The organism is Bradyrhizobium sp. th-b2 (genome assembly GCF_000426785.1).
In the GTDB taxonomy this organism is placed as follows: Bacteria; Pseudomonadota; Alphaproteobacteria; order Rhizobiales; family Xanthobacteraceae; genus Bradyrhizobium; species Bradyrhizobium septentrionale.
The window spans coordinates 440180-459818 of sequence record NZ_AUGA01000002.1; the positions used below are offsets into that span (position 1 = coordinate 440180).

Below are 19639 nucleotides of genomic sequence, written 5' to 3' on the forward strand. Positions count from 1 at the left end.
AGGCCCCACTTCAGCGCTGGCTTCGCGCATCGCGGCCGTCGATCGCCAACGGCAATTCAGCTCGTCTGCGGCCCGCGCACTGTAACCTTGCTTCCCTCGGTCAGGTTCACCATCGGATTGAGAACGACTTGATCGCCTGGCTTGACGCCATCGTGCACTTCGACATCCTTGCCGAAATCGCGCGCGATCGAAATCTTGTGCAAATGAACTGCGCCGTCCTCCACGACCGCGACATGCAGACCGTTCTCGTCGAAGACGACGGCGTCGGCCGGAATGATCATCGACGGCGTCTTGCGCGGAATCAGCAGCTCGACGGTGCAGTAGATCCCCGGCTGAAGCGCGCCGTCCGAATTGGGCACGTCGATCTCGGTCAACAATGTACGGCTGCCGGGCTGCAGCGCCGTCGCGATGCGTGTGACCTTTCCCGGAAACGCCCGCCCGGGGATCTCCGGAACCCGGATGACAGCATCGACCCCCGGCTCCACGCCGAAAGCCTCGTCCTGGGGTACGAATACCTGCGTGCGGATGACATCCGCGTGCATCAACGTGAACATGAAGGTCGATCCCGACTGCACGAGACTGCCGTTGTCGATATTGCGCTGGGTGATCACACCGTCGAACGGAGCCACCACGCGTTGATAGGCCTTATCCTGTTCCAGAACCTTGATCTGGGCCTGCTGGGCCGCGATATTCGACTTCGCCGCTTGCTCCGCGGCCTGCTGCGCACGCAGCGTGAGGCGGTCATTGTCGCCCTGTTGCGCGGTGAGCCAACCCTGCTTGACCAGATTGCTGTCGCGCCCGTTGGTGACCTCCGCGAGCTCGCGGCTCGCCTGGGTCTGCTGCAGGTTTCCCTGGCTCTGCGCCAGAGTGGCTTGGGCCTGTGCGATCTGGTGATCGAGCTCGGGCGCGACGATCTCGGCAAGCAGCGCGCCCGCCTTGACCCGATCGCCGATATCGACATAGCGCTTTTCGACATAGCCGCTGGTCCGGGCGAAGATGTTTGCGGCCTCGAAAGCAGCCGTCGTCGCCGGCAATGTGACCTTCTCCGTGCCGTCGCTGGCACGAACGCTCGCGACGCGAACATCCGGCACAAACGTGCGCGCCTGCGCCGCCGTCGCGGCGACCTCGCGTTCAGCCTGGTAATGGCGCCCTCCGCCGGCACCAAGCCCGCCAGCAAGCAACAGCAGCACGGTTGCCCCGAAGATGGCTGTTCCGGATCTGCGTTCAGGTTTACCCTCGGTCCTCAAGACCGGGCCGGTCGCGGTGCCCGGAGCCTCAAGGTCCCCGAAGTTCTCGTGCGGACGTACATCAATCTCTGTCATGTCGGCAATTCCTCGAACACGCCATGGTGTGGCTTTCCGTCGTTGCCCTTGCGCAGCATGGCAAACAGGTAAGGAACGATGAGCAGGGTCGTGGGCGTGGCGAACAACAATCCGCCGATGACGGCGCGCGCGAGTGCCGCATTCTGCTCCTCGCCGGCGCCGCCGATCGCCATCGGGATCATGCCGACGATCATCGCAGCTGCCGTCATCAGCACCGGGCGGATGCGGGTGTGGCCGGCGCTCAATGCGGCCTCAAACGCCGAATGCCCCTTCAGTTGCTGCTCGCGCGCGAAAGTCACCAGCAAGATGGAGTTTGCCGAAGCAACGCCGACCGACATGATCGCGCCCATCAGCGAAGGGACGTTGAGCGTCGTTCCGGTGACAAACAGCATTGTCACGATCCCGCAGAGTGTCGCCGGGAGCGCCAGGATCACCACGAAGGGATCGCCGAAGTTCTGATAGTTCACGACCATCAGGAGATAGACGAACACCGCCGCGAACAACAGGCCGATGCCGAGATCCCGAAATGAATCGTTCATGCTCTGGATCTGGCCAAGCACCTGAATGGAATTGCCGGGCTTCAATTGCTTTTGCAGGTCGGCGGTGACCTTGCCGATCTCCGCCGCCACGCTGCCGAGGTCGCGGCCCTGCACGCTGGCATAGACCTCATAGACCGGCTGGACGTTGCTCTGGTTGGCATTGGTCGGCACGGTATCGCGCTTGAACGTCGCGATGTTGCTGAGCATGCCCGGCACCGTCTGGCCGCTCGCCGCAATCGACGTCGAGACGGGCGTGTTGGCAAGCGCATTCAGCGAATTGATCCGGTATTCCGGCGTCTGCACGGCGAGATAGTACGGAATGCCCGCGCTCAAATCGGTCCAGAAATTCGGCGACACCTGCACGGAAGAGCTGAGGCTCACGTTGATGTTGGTCGCCACCGTGCTGGCGTTCAGGCCGAGCTGGGCGGCCCGGGTCCGGTCGATATCCGTAAAGAACGCCGGACCGTCGATTTCCTGCTGGAGATGGGCATCAACGATGCCCGGAATGGCAGCCAGACGCTTCTGGAGTTCCTTGGCGACAGCCAGATTGTTGGTGCCATAGCCGACGGTCCGGACATCGATCTGCGCCGGCAGCCCGAAGTTCAGAATCTGCGTGACGATATCGGCCGCCTGGAAATAGAAAGTGTCCTCGGGGAATACCGCGGGCAATACATGACGCAGCTTCTTGATGTAGTCCGCGGTCGGCTTATGGCCGTCCTTGAGCGAGACCAGGATGACGCCGTCGTTGACGCCGATTGTCGAGCCATCGGCAAAGGCCAGATTGTAAGCCCGTGCCGGCAACCCGATATTGTCAACGATCAGCGAGCGCTCATTCTCCGGAATGACCTCGCGGATCTTGTCCTCGACCTTCTGGAAGATCGCCTCGGTGCTTTCGATACGCGTGCCCGCGGGGGCGCGCACGTGAAGCTGGATCTGGCCGCCGTCGATCAGCGGAAAGAAGTCCCTGCCGACGAGGGTCAGCATCACCGCGCCGAGGCCGAGGATCAGGACCGCAACGGCAGGCACGATGGCGCGACGTCGAAGCAACAGTGCCAGCAGCTGCGCGTAGCCGCCACGCAGCCGCTCGAAGCCGCGCTCGAAGGCTTCAGACATGCGCGAGAATATGCCGGTAGGGACTTCACCGTGAACACGCCGGCGCTCGCCCTTCAGCAGAAGTCCGATCGTGATCGGCGTCAGGGTTCGGGACAGCCCATAGGACGCCAGCATCGCAAAAACGACGGCAAAACCCAGCGGGGTAAAGAGATACTTCGCGGGCCCCTCCAGAAACACCACCGAAGTGAACACGCAGCTGATCGCAAGGGTCGACACCAGCGTGGGGACGGCGATCTCTGCCGCGCCATGCAAGGTCGCGTCCGCGAGCGGCATACCCTCCTCCGTCCACAGTCGATGGGAATTCTCGATCGTAACCGTCGAATCATCGACCAGTATGCCGACCGCCAGGGCGAGACCGCCCAGAGTCATCGTGTTCAAGGTCTCGCCGAGGAAATAGAGCACGACGAGCGACGACAGGATCGCCAGCGGGATAGAGATCATCACCACCAGGGTCGACCGCCAGGACCCCAGGAACAGCAGGATCATCATCGCGGTCAACCCCGCCGCGATGGCACCTTCCCGAAGCACGCCGTTGACCGAGTTCGTCACGAACACCGACTGGTCGAACAGCTCGGTGATCTTGAGCCCGGCCGGAGCCGCGGCGCGAATGGACGTCAACGCCTTCTTCACCCCCTTGACGACCGCCAGAGTCGACGCATTTCCGTTCTTGATGATGCTGAGCAAAACCGCGCGGTGACCATCCTCGCGAACGATGTTTTGCTGCACCATCGATCCGTCACGCACCTGCGCTACGTCGCTCAGCAGGATGGTCGCACCGTTGGTAAACTTGACCGGCATCTTGTTGAGATCGTCGATGGTCGCCGGCGTCGCATTGGTGCGCACCGTGTACTGAGTGCCTCCCATCTTGACCGTCCCCGACGGAAGCGTCAGATTCTGGGTATTGACCGCGTTCACGATATCGAGCGGTGTCAAGCCGCGGGACAGCAGCTTGTCAGGATCGATATCCACCATGATCTGGCGGTACTTGCCGCCGGCGGGCGTCGGCAGCGTGACACCGGGAACCGGAGCAAGCTGCTGGCGAACGCGATAGATACCGAAGTCATAGAGCTGCTGCTCGTTGAGACTGTCGGAATTCAGGCTGAGCTGAAGCACCGGAACGCTCGAGGCGTTGAACTGAACGACGATCGGCGGCTGGATGCCCGGCGGCATCAACGCGCGAATGGAATTTGTCGCCGAGACGATCTGCGCGATGGCGAGGTCGAGATTGACGTCCGGCTGGAAATAGATCTTCTGGACCGACAGACCGTTGAGGGTCTGTGATTCCATGTTCTTGATTCCATTGACGTTGGCACTGATGGAGTACTGGCTATAGGTGCTGACGCGCTGTTCCATCTCGGGCGTAGAAAGGCCGGTGTACTGCCAGATGACAGTCACCACCGGAATGCGAATTTCCGGAAAGATGTCGGTCGGCATCGACCACAGCGCGGCACCGCCGAGAAACAGGATCAGGGCCGCCACCACATAGAAGGTATGTGGAAATCTCAGCGCGAAGCGAACAATTCCCATGTCAAATCCTTGCCAGCTCCCGGTTGCGAGACCTCGGAGAGACATGAAGTCGATCAGTCGATCGCTCAACTGAAATGTAGTTTATTCGCGGTAATATGAACTGACGAAGCCCTCGCGCAGCCTCACAGTTCACTCATAATTCCGGCAGCCGTGATCGGCTGCGGCTCGTCTTTCAATCGAACGTGAGCGCGCGCGAACGCATGTCACGCGCTACGCTCCCGTGGTCTACTCATCCGTTGCGTCGCAGTTGGCCCGCGTGGCCGCTATCGTCGCCCGCCTGACCTTCGCGAAAGCCCGCGTCTCGATCTGCCGCACCCGCTCGCCCGAGATCGACAATTCGCAGCCGAGTTGATCGAGCGTCATCGGATGCTCGGCAAGACGCCTGGCTTCGAAGACGCGCCGCTCGCGCTCCGTCAGCACATCCAGCGCGGCGTGAAGAGCCCTCGACCTGCGGACCGTCTCATCGTGCTCCGCGACGATCGCCTCCACATCCGCGGTCTCGTCGACCAGCATCGACTCCCACTCGGTCGACCGATCTTCGTCCCCGACCCGCGTGTTCAACGAAAGATCGCCACCGAGCCGGCAATCCATTTCAACGACGTCACGGACCGTCACCTCGAGCTTGTCTGCAACCGCTTGTGCGACTTCCGGCGTAAGAACCGCGACATCGCCCCCAAGCTTCCTCATTTCGCCGCGCAGCCGGAAGAAGAGCTTCTTTTGCGCGGCCGTCGTCCCGATCTTCACCAGCGACCAGGAGCGCAGGATGTACTCGTGGATGGTCGCCTTGATCCACCACAGGGCGTAGCTCGAGAACCGTGCGTCGCGTCCGGGTTCGAAGCGGCCTGCGGCGATCACGAGCCCGAGATTGGCTTCCGCGACCAAGTCTGCCATCGGAAGGCCGTAGCCCTTGTAGCCTCGCGCCACCTTTGCGGCGAGGCGAAGATGACTCGTGATCAGCTCATCCGTCGCGCTCTTGTCGCGCCGCTCCTGCCAACGCCGCGCGAGCTGCTGCTCGCGGCCGCGTTCCAGCAGACCAAAACGCCTGATGGCCGTGGAATAGGCGCGAAGACCGACCGGTTGCGGAATCAGCGCTCCGGTCAGGTTGGTGTTGACGACGACGCTCTGAGATTGCATCTGCTGCTCCTGCGTTTTGGGTCCGGCACCTCAACTGTAGGAAGCCCCCAGCCGGAGCAGCCACTAAATTGGACTTCAGAAACCTGAATTCGCTTTCAGGCGGCGCAGAGAGTACCTGGCCGAGCGAACCTTAAATCCGTATTTAGTTGAGCGCGTGCATCACTCTTGGCATGTCTGAGGCTGGGATCGCACCAACGCGACGCCCATCCGATCAGTCAACGCCATGGAGCCCGACGTGCCGCTGTTCTCCCGCGGATTCGTGCGCAGACGCGCCATCTCGCTGGCAACCAGCCTCTCGGTTACGGCAACGTCATTCGCGCTGGCCCAGGCCCCGACGCATCGATCTCGCATCCTGACGGTGAGCGACGTCGGCGAGCGGCAATTTCTCTTCGAAAACGACCTCGCGATGAGCAACATGAACCGAAGCTTGCTCACCAGGCCGAGCGGCGACATCGATCGCGATTTCGTCGACATCATGGCTCCTCATCATCAGGGCGCCATCGACATGGCGCGGACTGAAATGAAGTACGGTCACAATGACGCGCTTCGACAGCTCGCCGAGAGAATAGTGAGGCAGGCAGAGCAGGATCTCGCCTGCATGCGGGGCACGAAGCCTGCCACCGCTGGCTCGACCCGGTCGAGCAGCACCGACCTCGACTTGAGAGCGCACAATTGACCACGCTTTCGCGGCCTTTGCGCGCGGTGCGGCAACTGTCGCTTCGCGACTTCGCCAAAGCGGCTTCGCGCCGTGTCGATGTCTCGTCCGATCAGATTCGATCGAGCTTCATGAATCGCAATTTAGTGGGACCCGCAGCCGGCCGGCCTACCTAGCTCATGACCGCTTGATCCGAAATCGGCTTTTGGAGCGATTCGAATGTCAGTCCAGACTTGCAATCTGCAGCCCATGTTTGCGCAACCTGTCCCCGGCCGGAATGATGCTGATGACAAGGTTGTCTTCGCAAAAGGCTTGCCGGCGCTGCCGTGCGCATCCCACGAAATCGAATCCGATGACGACGTCATCCGGTCCTTGCTTCATGCCATGAAGGTGGCGCTGCAGGGCAATGACCGCCAATCCGCCGATGCGCTCCAGCTTGCAATCGCCGTCAGACAGTTTGGCCTGAGGCCGGCGCATGGTGGAGCAGCGGCCGTTCGATCATCCACGAACGGCCGTCATATCCAGGCTCTGCAGAAGTGGCGCCTCAAACGCGTCGTCGACTATATCGATGCCCGCATATCGTCCAGGATCACCTTGGCCGATCTGGCCGCTGTTGCGGGGCTCAGCCGGATGCACTTCGCTTCCCAGTTCCGCGTGGCAACGGGCCTGCGGCCGCACGAGTTTCTGCTGCGGCGGCGCGTTCGAAGGGCCGAGGAGCTGATCAGGGAAACAACGATGACCATCGTCGAGATCGCGCTCGCGGTCGGCTTTCAGACTCAGGCCCATTTCACGACTGTCTTTAAGCGGTTTGCAGGTTGCACGCCGAGACGCTGGCGCAGCATCAACGACCTGCCTGCGCTCACCAGCGGGAGCCTGTCGTTGCCGACTTCCTTTGAAAAGCGCGCCTGATCTGTCGATAGGCCCCCTCAGGAGCGCCGGCTGCGCGAGGGTGCCAAACGCCAGAAGTCAAGCCAAGATTCTGTCAGGTCAAGACTTCCGTCAGGCCTAGACTTCGCGAACGCCGAACCGCTTCTCGAACTCGGCGACATTGACGATCCCGCGGCGATGCGTGCCGTCACCGATCTTTCCGAGATCGTTCCAGGTCTCGACCTCGAACGCCACGCATTTCCCCTCCACGCCGATGACCCGTGCAAACGCCCGGACCCTGCCCCCGATCGGCGTCGCGGCGAGATGTCTGATGTCCACGGACATTCCGACGCTGACGTAGCCCGGCGGCAACTCGGGAGCGATCGCCAAACCGGCGGCCATTTCCATGTGCAGGATCATCATCGGCGTCGCATAGACCTTCGGCATGCCCGCAACGAAATGTCCGACTGTCATCTCTGTCGTGACGACAATCGAGGTCTCGGCGGTCATGCCTAACGCCCGTGTCTTGAGAAGCTCGCCTTGCATTGCACTATTCCTTGGCTGACAGATCGCCCGCAACGGTCGCGCTGCTGCGCTCGAGCCTGACCGGGATGCCCTTCGAGGACGGTGTGAAGCTCAGCGGATCGTGGGCGTAGAGCGGCACCAGCGGGTTCGTCTCCGGATAGTAGGCGGCGCAGCAGCCGTTCGGGAACGAGTATCCTACCACTAGGAAATTGCGCACCCGGCGCTCGATGCCATCGACCGATGCGGTCACCAGATCGACGCGATCGCCATCCTTGAATTCCCGCTTGTCCATTTCGAGCTGGTTGAGGAACACGATGTCGCGCTGGCCGTACACGCCGCGATAGCGGTCGGACAGCGAATATACCGTCGTGTTGTACTGATCGTGGCTGCGGATCGTGCTCAGCCAGAGCGTTTCCGGGTGGTCGTCGTTCGGATCCTCGCCGAGGCCGTCGAACACCAGGAAATTGGCCTTGCCGCTCGCCGTTGCCCAGACGCGCTCTCGCGCAGTCGGAACAAGGTGGAAACCGCCGGGTACGCGGATTCGGGCGTTGAAGTCCTGGAAGATCGGCAACACATCCTCGATCGCATCACGGATACGGTCGTAGTCGGCGACGAAGCCATCCCAATCAACGACGGAACGGCCGCCCAGGGTCGCCCGCGCCATGCCCGCAACGATTGCGGGCTCGCTGAGCAGATGGTCGGAGGCCGGCTGATTGCGCCCGGCCGACGCGTGCACCATCGACATGGAATCTTCCACGGTGATGGATTGCGGGCCGGCTGCCTGGATGTCCACCTCCGTGCGGCCAAGGCAAGGCAGGATCAGGGCATCGCGCCCGTGGATCAGGTGACTGCGATTCAGTTTGGTGGAAATATGGACGGTGAGATCGAGGCTGCGGAGGGCGGCCTGTGTCAGCTGCCAGTCGGGGATCGCCGCGGCAAAGTTGCCGCCCATCGCGACGAACACCTTCACGTCACCGCAGATCATCGCCTCGAGCGCTGTAACGACATTGTGGCCATGTCCACGGGGCGGCTTGAAGCCAAAACGAAGCTCGAGCCGATCAAGGAAGTCTTGCGACGGCACCTCCGTGATGCCGACCGTGCGGTCGCCTTGCACATTCGAATGGCCACGGACCGGACAGATGCCTGCGCCCTCACGGCCGATATGGCCGCGCAGCAGGGCAAGATTGGCCAGTTGCTGAACGGCCTGCGCGCCACGCCGGTGCTGGGTGATGCCCATGCCGTAGACGATGATCGCGCGCTCGGCCTTCTTGTAGACGCTCGCGGCGTACTCGATGTCCGCGCGGCCAAGCCCGGAGCAGCGTTCAATCTCGGGCCATTGTGTCGCCTTCAGATCGCTCACCAGCGCGTCAAGCCCATCCGTGTGGTCACGGATGAAAGTCCAGTCCAGGACGGCCTGCCCGCCTTGCGCGCGCGCCGCGTCGTCTTCCTCGACCAGGATCTTCATGATGCCTTTGATGACGGCGACATCACCGCCGATGCGCACCTGGTAGAGCCGCGAGCTGATCTGCGTCGCGCTCAGGGTTGTCATCTCGATCGGGCTTTGCGGTGCCTGGAATCGCTCCAGGGCACGCTCACGGAACGGATTGAACGAGATGATGGACGCACCGCGGCGGGATGCGTTGCGCAGGTCGGTCATCATGCGCGGGCTGTTGGTGCCGGGGTTCTGGCCGAAGATGAAGATGCAATCCGTCTTGTCGAAATCCTCCAGCACGACGGTGCCCTTGCCGACGCCGATCGACTGCGGCAAGCCCACGCTGGTCGCCTCGTGGCACATATTCGAGCAATCGGGAAAGTTGTTGGTGCCGTACTCCCGAACGAAGAGCTGATAGAGAAAGGCGGCTTCGTTCGAGGTGCGGCCGGAAGTGTAGAACTCGGCCATGTTCGGGTCAGGCAGCGCGTTCAGATGGCGAGCGATGATCGAGAAGGCCTTGCTCCAGCGCACGGGAAGGTAGCGATCGGCGGCCCCGTCATAGGCCATCGGATGCGTGAGACGGCCGACCATTTCCAGATCGTAGTCGCTCCAGGCGGACAGTTCGGTCACCGTGTGATCGGCAAAGAACTCCGGCGTACAGCGCTTGGCGGTCGCCTCCCACGCCACGGCTTTCGCGCCGTTCTCGCAAAACTCGAACGACGATGTATGTTTCGGATCCGGCCAGGCACAACCCGGGCAATCGAACCCCTCTGGTTGGTTCATGCATCCGAGCGTGGCCGCGCCCTTCACCGGAATCCCCTGCTCGATCAGGTGTGCACCGACGGCCTTGAGCGCGCCCCATCCTCCGGCGGGATGGTGATAGGGCTGAATTGACTTCCGTTCCGACATCGCGGGGACCTCTGCGGATACCGATGTCAGATCAGTTACGTCGCTCGCCCGGAGCTTTCTTTCGAAAATGCCCGGATCGCAGCGGAGCGTCGGCCATGCGAGTTCGATCACGCACAATGCCGTAGTGCGTTCCGGAAAACCTGTCGCCTTTCCGGGATTGGGCCCTGCCAGCGTTCGCCTAAGTTGATGCAGGAGACCGCCGCTGGCGGCTCCAGAGCAATCCTTTTGAGGGTATGACCATGATTTCCAGACGTAACCTCCTGGCAGCCTCGGCGGTGGGCGCGGCCATGACGGTCTCCGCGGCAAAGGCGGCGACCTTTGGCAATCCGGACGAGCCGCCGCAGGGTGCAATCAACGCCAAGGGACCAGGGAATCTCGCTGATCCCGGTCCCCAGAGCCAGGCGCTCGGCAGTCAGTTTCCGTCGGCGCAAACGCCTCCGGCAACCGACGTCGGCGGCATGCCGACAACCTGGGCGTCATTCAACAATGCGCCGAAGCGAATTCAGAACGGCGGATGGGCGCGTCAGGTCACGGTCGATGATTTTGCAATCTCCAAGGAGATCGCCGGCGTCAACATGCGCCTCACCGCCGGCGGCATCCGCGAGTTGCACTGGCACCAGGCTGCCGAGTGGGCGATCATGACCTATGGCACTTGCCGCGTGACCGTTCTCGATGCGCAAGGCCGTCCATATGTTGCCGACGTCAAGGAAGGCGATCTCTGGTACTTCCCGCCGGGAGCGCCGCATTCACTTCAGGGCCTGGGTCGGGATGGATGCGAATTCGTCATCTGCTTCGATGACGGCCATGCCGACGAATTCAACACTTTGCTCGTCACCGACTGGTTTGCGCATACCCCACCCGAAGTGCTCGCCAAGAACTTCGGCGTCCCCGCCGAAACGTTCGCGAAAATTCCGTTGCACAATCTGTGGATCTTCCAGGGCACCGTCCCCGGCGATCTCGTCGCCGATCGTGCGGCCATTCAGAAGGATGCCCCCGTCGCAACGCATCCCTTCATCTTCCCGCTCGGATCCTCGCGCCCCGTCAAGTCGTCAGATACGGGATACCTCCAGGTCGCCGACAGCACCAACTTCAAGGTCTCCGCCGGCGTCGCCGCGGCATTGGTCACGGTCCGGCCAGGCGGCATTCGCGAGATGCACTGGCACCCGAATGCGGACGAATGGCAGTATTACATCAAAGGCAAGGCGCGCATGACCGTGTTCGATACCGGACCGAACGCGCTGACGACGGACTTCAATGCCGGCGACATCGGCTATGTCAAACGCAATCTCGGTCATTATGTCGAAAATGTCGGCGATACCGACATGCAATTCGTCGCCGTGTTCCGCGCTTCGCGCTACGAGGAGGTCTCCCTCTCCAACTGGCTCACGCACACGCCGCCGGCGCTCGTGGCGCAGCATCTCAACGTCGACGAGGCTACGATCGCGAAATGGCCGGACACGGGCCCGGGCATCATGCCGAAGAGTTAGGCACGATCTCGTTCAATCAACGATCGCAGCCGAGCATGCCGGAAGCCATTGATCATTCCATCTCGATCAATGGCTTCCCGGACATTCAGCGGTCATCCGGAGTGCTCACAGGGCACGACGAGGCGACCGCGTCAAATCGGCTCGACGCCGACGTCGAACGAATTCGCAATCTGCTTCAACTTCGCCGCGAGCGTCGAAAACTCCGTTGCGCGCGGATCGCTTCTGCGCCAGGCGAGCCCTACCTTTCGGGAATAGGTCGAGCCCTGCAGCCGCGAATAAACCACCGCATCACGCTCAGACACGGCAAGCGCCGGCACGAGCGTGCAACCCTCGCCGGCGGCGACCATGTATTTCAGGGTTTCCAGGCTGGTTCCCAGGCGATTGCTCCGTCGCGAGGTCGAGCAACCGGCGAGCGCCTGCTCACGCAAGCAATGCCCCTCCTCCAGAAGCAGCCGTTCATCCACATCCAGTCCGTCCCAGGTCGGCCCGCCCCTCCGCGAGGCGGGATGTCCTTTCGGGCAAGCCAGCAGGAAGGGTTCTGAAAAGATGGCAGCCGTCGCCAACGCGGGATCTGTCTGCGGCAGCGAGAGAAGCACGGCATCGATCTCGCCGCCGATCAGCTTCGGCACGAGATCGTCGGTCAGGCCTTCGCTGAGAACGAGGGAGACCTCGGAATATTTCTTGCGAAGTCCCGGCAGGATTCTTGGAAAAAGATATGGCCCGAGGGTCGAGATGGCGGCGAGCCGCAGCATGCCGCCGAGCGGCTTATCCGACCGTTGGGCGATCGCGAACAGAAGCCGCGCCTCCGCCAGCACGTGGCGCGCCTGCTCGATAAAGGACCTTCCCTCCGCGGTCACGATCACGCGCCGCGTGGTGCGCTCGAAGATAGCGATGCCGAGCCAGGTTTCGAGCTTGCGGACCTGCGCGGACAGCGAGGGCTGCGCAACGCTACAGTGCTCCGCGGCGCGCACGAAACTGCCCTGGTCGGCGATGGCGACGACATATTCGAGATCACGCAGCGACAGGCCACTCAGGTTCATCGCACCCGGCTCCAATAGATAACACCTATGGGAACATGGTGACGAGACCAACGTCTATCAATCTGCGTTCGGGATCGATTGGCGAGCCCATTTCAGTCGGGTCGACGGCCTGCCACGCTGCGAAGCAGGCCTCGCCCGCATGGTTCACCCGGCGCGCGCGAACCGCCCGCCCGAAGCGTCCCTTGACGCGCTCTCGACGTCTCAAACGGACACGCCATGGCCGGGATCGACGGACCTTTGGCCAGAAACGGCTGACTTCGCTCGTTGTAGCCGAACGGCATGAATTTTAGCTTCCGTATCGAAAGCACGGCCCGGAGAGACCACCCCGATTATGAGGCATTGCCTCTCAATCCGATAAGACCATTGTCATTCTCCTATTGATTGGAGAGTGACAAGGTTGCTCACAACACCAATGCAGGAGACCCCCCAATGAACGACAAGACTCAAAGACCGTTTCTGACCCACGCATCGGGCGCCCCGGTCACGGATAACGTCAACATCCAGACCGCCGGACGCCGCGGACCGGCATTGCTGCAGGATGTCTGGTTGATCGAGAAGCTCGCGCATTTCGACCGGGAGGTGATCCCGGAGCGCCGCATGCACGCTAAGGGCTCGGGTGCTCACGGCACCTTCACGGTCACCCACGACATCACCCGCTACACCAAGGCCAAGATCTTCTCGGAGATCGGCAAGCAGACGCCGATGTTCGCGCGGTTCTCGACCGTCGCCGGCGAGCGCGGTGCGGCGGACGCCGAACGCGACATCCGCGGGTTCTCGCTCAAATTCTACACCGAGGAAGGCAACTGGGACATGGTCGGCAACAACACGCCGGTCTTCTTCTTCCGCGATCCGCTGCGCTTTCCCGATCTGAACCACGCGATCAAGCGCGATCCTTATACGGGCATGCGGAGTGCCGACAACAACTGGGATTTCTGGACGCTGCTTCCCGAGGCGCTGCACCAGGTCACCATCGTGATGAGCGAGCGCGGTATCCCCAAGAGCTATCGCCACATGCACGGCTTCGGCAGCCACACCTACAGCTTCCTCAATGCCAGCAATGAGCGGGTATGGGTGAAGTTTCACTTCCGCACCCAGCAGGGCATCCAGAACCTGACCGACGCCGAGGCCGAGGCCCTGGTCGGCAAGGATCGCGAAAGCCACCAGCGCGACCTGTTCGGCAGCATCGAGCGAGGCGAGTTTCCGCGCTGGACGCTGTTCATCCAGGTGATGACGGACGAGCAGGCGACGAAGTTTCCGTTCAATCCGTTCGACCTCACCAAGGTCTGGCCGAAGGCCGAGTTTCCGCTGATCGAGGTCGGCTATTTCGAGCTCAATCGGAATCCGGAGAACGTCTTTGCCGAGGTCGAGCAGGCCGCGTTCTCGCCCGCCAATATCGTGCCGGGCATCGGCTATTCGCCGGACAAGATGCTGCAGGCGCGGTTGTTCTCCTATGGTGACGCGCAGCGCTACCGGCTCGGCGTCAACCACCACCACATTCCGGTCAATTCGCCGAAGTGCCCGTTCCATAGCTATCACCGCGACGGTGCGATGCGGACCGACGGCAATCTCGGCCGCACGCCGACATACTGGCCGAACAGCCGCGGCGAATGGACGGACCGGCCCCAGTTGAACGAGCCGCCGCTGGAGATCACGGGCGCGGCCGCGCATTGGGATCACCGTGTCGACGAGGATCACTGGCAGCAAGCCGGCGACCTGTTCCGGAACATGACCGCGGCGCAGAAGCAGACGCTGTTCGAGAACACGGCGCGCCAGGTTGGCCAGGCCGCAAGGCACATCCAGGAACGGCACGTGGCGAACTGCGCCAAGGCGGATCCGGCCTATGGCAAGGGCGTTGCGGATGCGCTGGTCAGGCTCGCGCAGGACAAGCGCTAGTCATCGCCGGGCGTCAACCCGCCACTGAAACGGGCCGCCCGCGCCAACCGGTGCGGGCGGAAGCAGGCAACGCGGGCCGCCCCAGGTGGGGCCCACCAATGGGATGCTCTCGCGAGGAACTCGATCATGTTCGACTATGTCGGCAATTTTGAACAGGCCATCGGCGCTCTCAAGCGCGAACAGCGATACCGCGTATTCGCCGATCTGGAACGCAAGGCGGGGCAGTTTCCCCACGCCGTCTGGAACGGTCCGGACGGCAAGAGAGATGTCGTCGTCTGGTGTTCGAACGACTACCTCGGCATGGGTCAGCATCCCAACGTCATCGACGCGATGTGCAGCACCGCACGCCGCATGGGAGCGGGCGCCGGCGGCACGCGCAACATCTCGGGCACGAATCGCGCACTCGTCGAACTGGAGGCCGAGATCGCGGACTTGCACGGCAAGCAGGCCGCGCTCGTCTTCACGTCGGGCTATGTCTCGAACCAGACCGGCATCGCGACAATTGCCCGGCTTCTTCCCGACTGCCTGATCCTGTCCGACGCGCTCAACCACAATTCCATGATCGAGGGCGTCCGTTCGTCCGGCTGCACCAAGCAGGTCTGGCGGCACAACGACCTCGAACACCTGGAACATCTGCTGTCGCGCGCACCGCACGACCGCCCGAAACTGATCGTCTTCGAAAGCGTCTACTCCATGGACGGCGACGTCGCGCCGATCAAGGAGATCTGCGACCTCGCGGATCGCTATGGAGCGATGACCTATCTCGATGAAGTGCACGCGGTCGGGATGTACGGCCCACGCGGAGGCGGCATCGCCGAGCGGGATGGCGTCATGGACCGAGTTAATATCATCGAAGGAACGCTTGCCAAGGCGTTCGGTACGCTGGGCGGCTACATTGCAGGGCGGAGCGCGGTCATTGACGCGGTGCGATCCCATGCGCCGGGATTCATCTTCACGACTGCTCTCCCGCCGGCGATTGCCGCGGCGGCCAAGGCGTCGATAGCCCACCTCAAGGCTTCCCACCGCGAGCGCGCCGGGCAGCAGCGGTCCGTCGCAGCGACCAAGTCCGCCTTGCGCAAGGCCGGCCTGCCGGTCATGCCGACCGAGACACATATCGTCCCCGTCATGGTCGGAGATCCCGAGCTGTGCCGGTGGGCGAGCGACCTGCTGCTGCACAGATGCGGGATCTACATTCAGCCGATCAACTACCCGACGGTGCCCCGGGGGACCGAACGTCTCCGCATTACGCCGACTCCGGCACATGACGACCGGCTGGTCGAGCAACTGACCGACGCCCTGATCTGGGTCTGGCGGGAGCTCGACCTTCCTTTGGCGAGACGCAATCGGCACACGAAGCCGCTGCGACTGGCTCTCGCCGCAAGCTGACAACGGCCCAAGCACGCCATCACCCAATAGCGACACCGCCGTCACACGGGCGTGGTCGCGTGGAATGGCCTGCGTAGCTTCGGCGCGGCGCTCGCTCGAGGATACCGACAGGCCGCCGCGGCGTGTGGTGTCGATCGTCCGGTTCACCAATCCCGATGTGAAGCGTTGCGTCCTCCGAGACGAATTAGCACCGCGCTCGAGCGAAATGCCGCGAACGTTTCGCGGACAATCTTGCCGGTTCAGTGGTGACCGGGCTTCGTTCCCACCTTGCCTCCGAACACGCGATATCCCATGGCTGCGTAGAGCAGCATCAGCGGAAAAACGAACAGACCTTCGCCCCAGAACATGAAGGCAAGACTGGCGTGAGGCGCGGCCGCCTCGTCAATCGTAATGGCAAACGGGATCATATAGGGCCAGAACGACAGCGCCAGGGTCCCAAAGGAGGCGCTGAAGATGACGGCGACGGCGAAGAACGGCCAGCGATCATTGTGATGCAGGATGCTGCTTGCCAGCACGACCGCGGCCGCAGCCCCGATCGCCGGAAACACGAAGAGATAGGGTCGGTCGAGCCAGCGATGCATGATCGGAAGGTTCTCGATCAACGCGTGCACAAAGACAATGATCAGAAACGCCAGGACGGCGGTCGCCAGCACGGGAATCTGGCGGCGCGCCGCGTCACGGACTTCGGAATGGCACTTCTGGACCAGCCAGGAAGCGCCCAGCAGGGCATAGCCAAGACACAGCCCGACGCCGCACAGGACGGAAAACGGACTGAGCCATCCGAATATGCCGCCGGTATAGACCCCGTCGGTGAACTTCAATCCCTGCACGAGGGCGCCGACCGTGACGCCCTGCATGAAGCTCGCGGCCAGTGACCCGCCGACGAAGCTCAGGTCCCAGATCCAGCGAAACCGCGATGTCGCCCTGTGACGAAACTCGAACGCGACGCCGCGCAGAATCAGTCCAAGCAGCATGACCACGACGGGCAGATAGAAAGCCGACAACAGCGTGGCGTAGACGAGTGGAAACGCGCCCCACAGGATCACGCCGGCGACGACCAGCCAGGTTTCATTGCCATCCCAGACCGGCGCGACGGTGTTCAGCATAGTGTCCCGGTCCGCCTCGCTGCGGGTGAGACCGAACAGCATGCCGACACCGAGGTCAAAGCCGTCGAGCAGCAGATAGATGAGGATGCTGACGGCGAGAAGTGCAACCCAGAACAAGACCATCTCTATTCTCCTGCGGTCGCCGGTTCGACGAGTTCGGGTTCGGCCAGCGACAACGGACGATTTGGCGAGGCACCATGCGGCGGCTCGACCGCGAGTCGCGTCGGCCCGGCGCGCAGCAACCGGTAGATGTAGAAAGTGCCGAACGAAAAGATGAAGAGATAGACTGCGCCGAACAGCACGAGCGAGGTCATCGCCGCCGGCGCCGTCAGGAACGGCGTCACGGCATCCGCCGTGCGCAGTAGTCCGTAGATCACCCAGGGCTGCCGTCCCACCTCGGCGACATACCAGCCGGTGAGGATTGCGACGAACGGAAGCGGGAAGCAGAGAAAGATCGTCCAAAGCATCAAGCGGTTCCGCCGTAGGCGACGCCTGATGCTGAGGTAAGACCCGAGCCAGGCGACCGCGAGCATGATCAGCCCGCAGCCGACCATGATGCGGAATGTGAGAAACGGTATCAGCACCGGAGGACGATCCTGCGGCGGGAAATCGTCCAGTCCGACCTCCTTCGAGGACAGGCTCATGCTGCCGATAATGCTTCCGAGGATCGGCACCTTGACTTCGTACTTGTTGCTTCCGGACGCCGCATCGGGCAGGCCGATCAGCACCTCGCTCGCCGGTTGCTCATCGTGCCAGCGGCCTTCGATGGCCGCGAACTTTGCCGGCTGATAGTCGTGAACGTAATCGCCGACCAGATGACCGAACAGCAGCTGGACCGGGAGCAGCAGCGCTGCGAGGAAGAGACCCGTTCGCAGCATCACCCTCGACTCCGCGTAGCAATCACCGCGGAGCACGTACCAGGCGCCGGTGGCGGCAACGCAGAACGCGCCGGTGAGATACGCCGCCAGCAACATGTGCGGAAAGCGCGACCAGACGACCGAATTGAAGATGATCCTGGTCCAGTCGTCCGGGACAAAGTAGCCGTTCTGGAGCAGATAGCCTACCGGCACCTGCATCCAGCTGTTGTTGACCATGATCCAGAAGGCGGACAGTGTCGTCCCGAGCGACACCATTGCGGTCGAGAACAGATAGAACCACGGCCGCACCCGCTTGCGACCGAAGATAAGGACTCCGAAGAAGCTGGCCTCCAGCATGAAGGCCGTGAAGGTCTCGTAGGAGAGCAGCGGTCCCTGGATCGGGCCGGACATCTTCGCAAGCACGCTCCAGTTCGTCCCGAACTGGAATCCCATGACGACCCCCGAGACGACACCCATTCCGAAGGCAACGCCAAAGATCTTGAGCCAGAATTCGAACAGCGACTGATAGACCGGACGGCCAGTCCGCAGGTGCATGGCCTCGAGCACGGTGAGCCAGGCCGCAAGGCCGATCGTGAAGGCCGGGAAGATGATGTGGAACGAGATGGTGAAGCCGAACTGTATCCGGGAGAGTAGCAGCGCCGTGGCGTCCATCTGATCTGTCCTTCACCTGACCGGCGGTATGTTTCCGCCTGGTTGCAGGTAGGCGGCCTTTCAAACGAGCCATTTCCGGAGCGAATGACTCTTGCGGATTTGCACGTGCGCAGCATCGCCTTGATGCGGCCGCGCGTGACCGCGCGCAGCGTTCAGGCTGCGACGGTGCGAGACTCCGAGAAGTCGATGCGATCGGGGTGGGTAAAGATCTCGTAGCCGTCCGCACGGGCAACCGCAATCAGGCAAATCCCGGCCTGATCCGCCGTCTCGATCGCAAGCGAAGTAGGCGCCGACACCGCGACGAGGACAGGCGCGCCGATCCGCGCGGTCTTCTGCACCATCTCCACCGACACCCGGCTGGTCAGGAGAACGGCTCCGTCGGCTCGCGCGATGTTCTGGCGCATGAGCGCGCCGGCGAGCTTGTCGAGTGCGTTGTGACGCCCGACATCTTCCCGCACCAGGCCGACGCCGCCGTGCGGTCGCCAGAACGCCGCTGCGTGAACGGCCTGTGTCTTCTGATTCAGCTGCTGCAACGGCGCGAGCGCCCCCATGGCTTGCAGGAGGTCGCGTGCATGAAATGTCGCCTGGCTCGATACGCTCGGCGGCGCCTGGCTGGCCTGCTCCAGACTCTCGATCCCGCACAATCCGCAACCGACCGGACCGACCATCGCGCGGCGACGCGCCCTGAGCTCATCGGAACGGTCGCGGTCCAGCCAGATTCGAACCTCGACCCCGAGGTCGCTCTCGATGAACTCGATGCTCGCGATCTCATCGGCGCGCTCGATGATCCCTTCAGTCAGGGCAAAGCCGAAGCCAAAATCTTCCAGATCGGCCGGCGTCGCCATCATCACGGCGTGGGTCGATCCGCCAAAGGTGAGCGCGGTCGCCTTCTCCTCGGCAACGAGCCGCGATGACAGCGTGGGGTTTCCGCCCCGCCAGATGAGCTTGGCCCGTTGCTTGAGCGAACGATCGACGATCATTGCTGTCCTTCCGGCTTCCGTTGCTGGGCAGACTGCCCCGATCATCGACAAGTTATTTCACATCACGCCTGGCGATTTCCTGTTTGCACGATTGCGAATCCGCCGTTCCTGGATCGTGTCAGGTCGCGCGGCTGCGATGCGTGCGTGCGAATTCGAAAGATGATCCGCCCGAGGTGACGATACTTCCAGGACAGG

14 protein-coding genes are annotated in these 19639 nt (G+C 62.5%); 5 read left to right on the top strand and 9 right to left on the bottom strand.

Annotation, left to right across the window (positions count from 1 at the left end):
* Nucleotides 1–56: 56 nt before the first annotated feature.
* From K359_RS0104880 to rpoH, 3 genes are all read right to left on the bottom strand, one after another.
* Nucleotides 57–1322, bottom strand: a complete 1266-nt coding sequence (locus tag K359_RS0104880; RefSeq protein ID WP_029078350.1) for an efflux RND transporter periplasmic adaptor subunit — start codon at nucleotides 1320–1322, stop codon at nucleotides 57–59.
* Nucleotides 1319–4501, bottom strand: a complete 3183-nt coding sequence (locus tag K359_RS0104885) for an efflux RND transporter permease subunit (protein ID WP_029078351.1) — start codon at nucleotides 4499–4501, stop codon at nucleotides 1319–1321. The genes K359_RS0104880 and K359_RS0104885 overlap by 4 nt, the downstream gene beginning before the upstream one ends.
* 225 nt (nucleotides 4502–4726) lie before the next feature.
* On the bottom strand, nucleotides 4727–5635 hold the full coding sequence (rpoH, locus tag K359_RS0104890; protein ID WP_029078352.1) for an RNA polymerase sigma factor RpoH: 909 nt from the start codon (nucleotides 5633–5635) through the stop codon (nucleotides 4727–4729).
* A 223-nt stretch (nucleotides 5636–5858) separates the two neighbouring features.
* On the opposite strand from rpoH, the gene K359_RS51100 reads away from it, so the two are divergent.
* Together K359_RS51100 and K359_RS57115 are read left to right on the top strand one after the other, a co-directional pair.
* On the top strand, nucleotides 5859–6311 hold the full coding sequence (locus K359_RS51100) for a DUF305 domain-containing protein (protein WP_051345983.1): 453 nt from the start codon (nucleotides 5859–5861) through the stop codon (nucleotides 6309–6311).
* A gap of 198 nt (nucleotides 6312–6509) precedes the next feature.
* Complete coding sequence (locus tag K359_RS57115) at nucleotides 6510–7199, top strand: helix-turn-helix domain-containing protein (protein ID WP_198031101.1); 690 nt, start codon at nucleotides 6510–6512, stop codon at nucleotides 7197–7199.
* Between the two features lie 96 nt (nucleotides 7200–7295).
* Here the strand turns inward: K359_RS57115 and K359_RS0104905 are convergent, their stop codons facing one another.
* A complete protein-coding gene (locus K359_RS0104905; RefSeq protein ID WP_029078353.1) occupies nucleotides 7296–7703 on the bottom strand; it encodes a thioesterase family protein in 408 nt (135 codons plus the stop codon).
* A gap of 4 nt (nucleotides 7704–7707) precedes the next feature.
* A complete protein-coding gene (locus K359_RS0104910) occupies nucleotides 7708–10023 on the bottom strand; it encodes an FdhF/YdeP family oxidoreductase (protein ID WP_029078354.1) in 2316 nt (771 codons plus the stop codon).
* 239 nt (nucleotides 10024–10262) lie between these two features.
* On the opposite strand from K359_RS0104910, the gene K359_RS0104915 reads away from it, so the two are divergent.
* Nucleotides 10263–11510, top strand: coding sequence for a cupin domain-containing protein (locus K359_RS0104915; protein ID WP_035976147.1), 1248 nt, complete (start codon nucleotides 10263–10265; stop codon nucleotides 11508–11510).
* Nucleotides 11511–11641: 131 nt separating this feature from the next.
* On the opposite strand, the gene K359_RS0104920 is transcribed toward K359_RS0104915, so the two are convergent.
* Nucleotides 11642–12550 (bottom strand): LysR substrate-binding domain-containing protein, encoded by a 909-nt coding sequence (locus K359_RS0104920; RefSeq protein ID WP_029078356.1) that lies wholly within the window; start codon nucleotides 12548–12550, stop codon nucleotides 11642–11644.
* Nucleotides 12551–12979: 429 nt separating this feature from the next.
* Here K359_RS0104920 and K359_RS0104925 point away from each other — a divergent pair, with 429 nt between their 5' ends.
* Both K359_RS0104925 and hemA read left to right on the top strand, forming a co-directional pair.
* Complete coding sequence (locus K359_RS0104925; RefSeq protein ID WP_029078357.1) at nucleotides 12980–14443, top strand: catalase; 1464 nt, start codon at nucleotides 12980–12982, stop codon at nucleotides 14441–14443.
* A 126-nt stretch (nucleotides 14444–14569) separates the two neighbouring features.
* Nucleotides 14570–15829 carry a 5-aminolevulinate synthase gene (hemA, locus tag K359_RS51110; RefSeq protein ID WP_051345985.1) on the top strand — a complete coding sequence of 420 codons (1260 nt, stop codon included), beginning with the start codon at nucleotides 14570–14572 and terminating at the stop codon, nucleotides 15827–15829.
* Nucleotides 15830–16068: 239 nt separating this feature from the next.
* Here the strand turns inward: hemA and cydB are convergent, their stop codons facing one another.
* The 3 genes from cydB to fdhD all read right to left on the bottom strand — a co-directional run bounded on the left by cydB (nucleotide 16069) and on the right by fdhD (nucleotide 19444).
* On the bottom strand, nucleotides 16069–17058 hold the full coding sequence (gene cydB / locus K359_RS0104935) for a cytochrome d ubiquinol oxidase subunit II (protein ID WP_029078358.1): 990 nt from the start codon (nucleotides 17056–17058) through the stop codon (nucleotides 16069–16071).
* Nucleotides 17059–17060: 2 nt separating this feature from the next.
* A complete protein-coding gene (locus K359_RS0104940; protein WP_029078359.1) occupies nucleotides 17061–18464 on the bottom strand; it encodes a cytochrome ubiquinol oxidase subunit I in 1404 nt (467 codons plus the stop codon).
* A 152-nt stretch (nucleotides 18465–18616) separates the two neighbouring features.
* Nucleotides 18617–19444 (bottom strand): formate dehydrogenase accessory sulfurtransferase FdhD, encoded by an 828-nt coding sequence (gene fdhD / locus K359_RS0104945; RefSeq protein ID WP_029078360.1) that lies wholly within the window; start codon nucleotides 19442–19444, stop codon nucleotides 18617–18619.
* Between the last annotated feature and the right edge of the window lie 195 nt (nucleotides 19445–19639).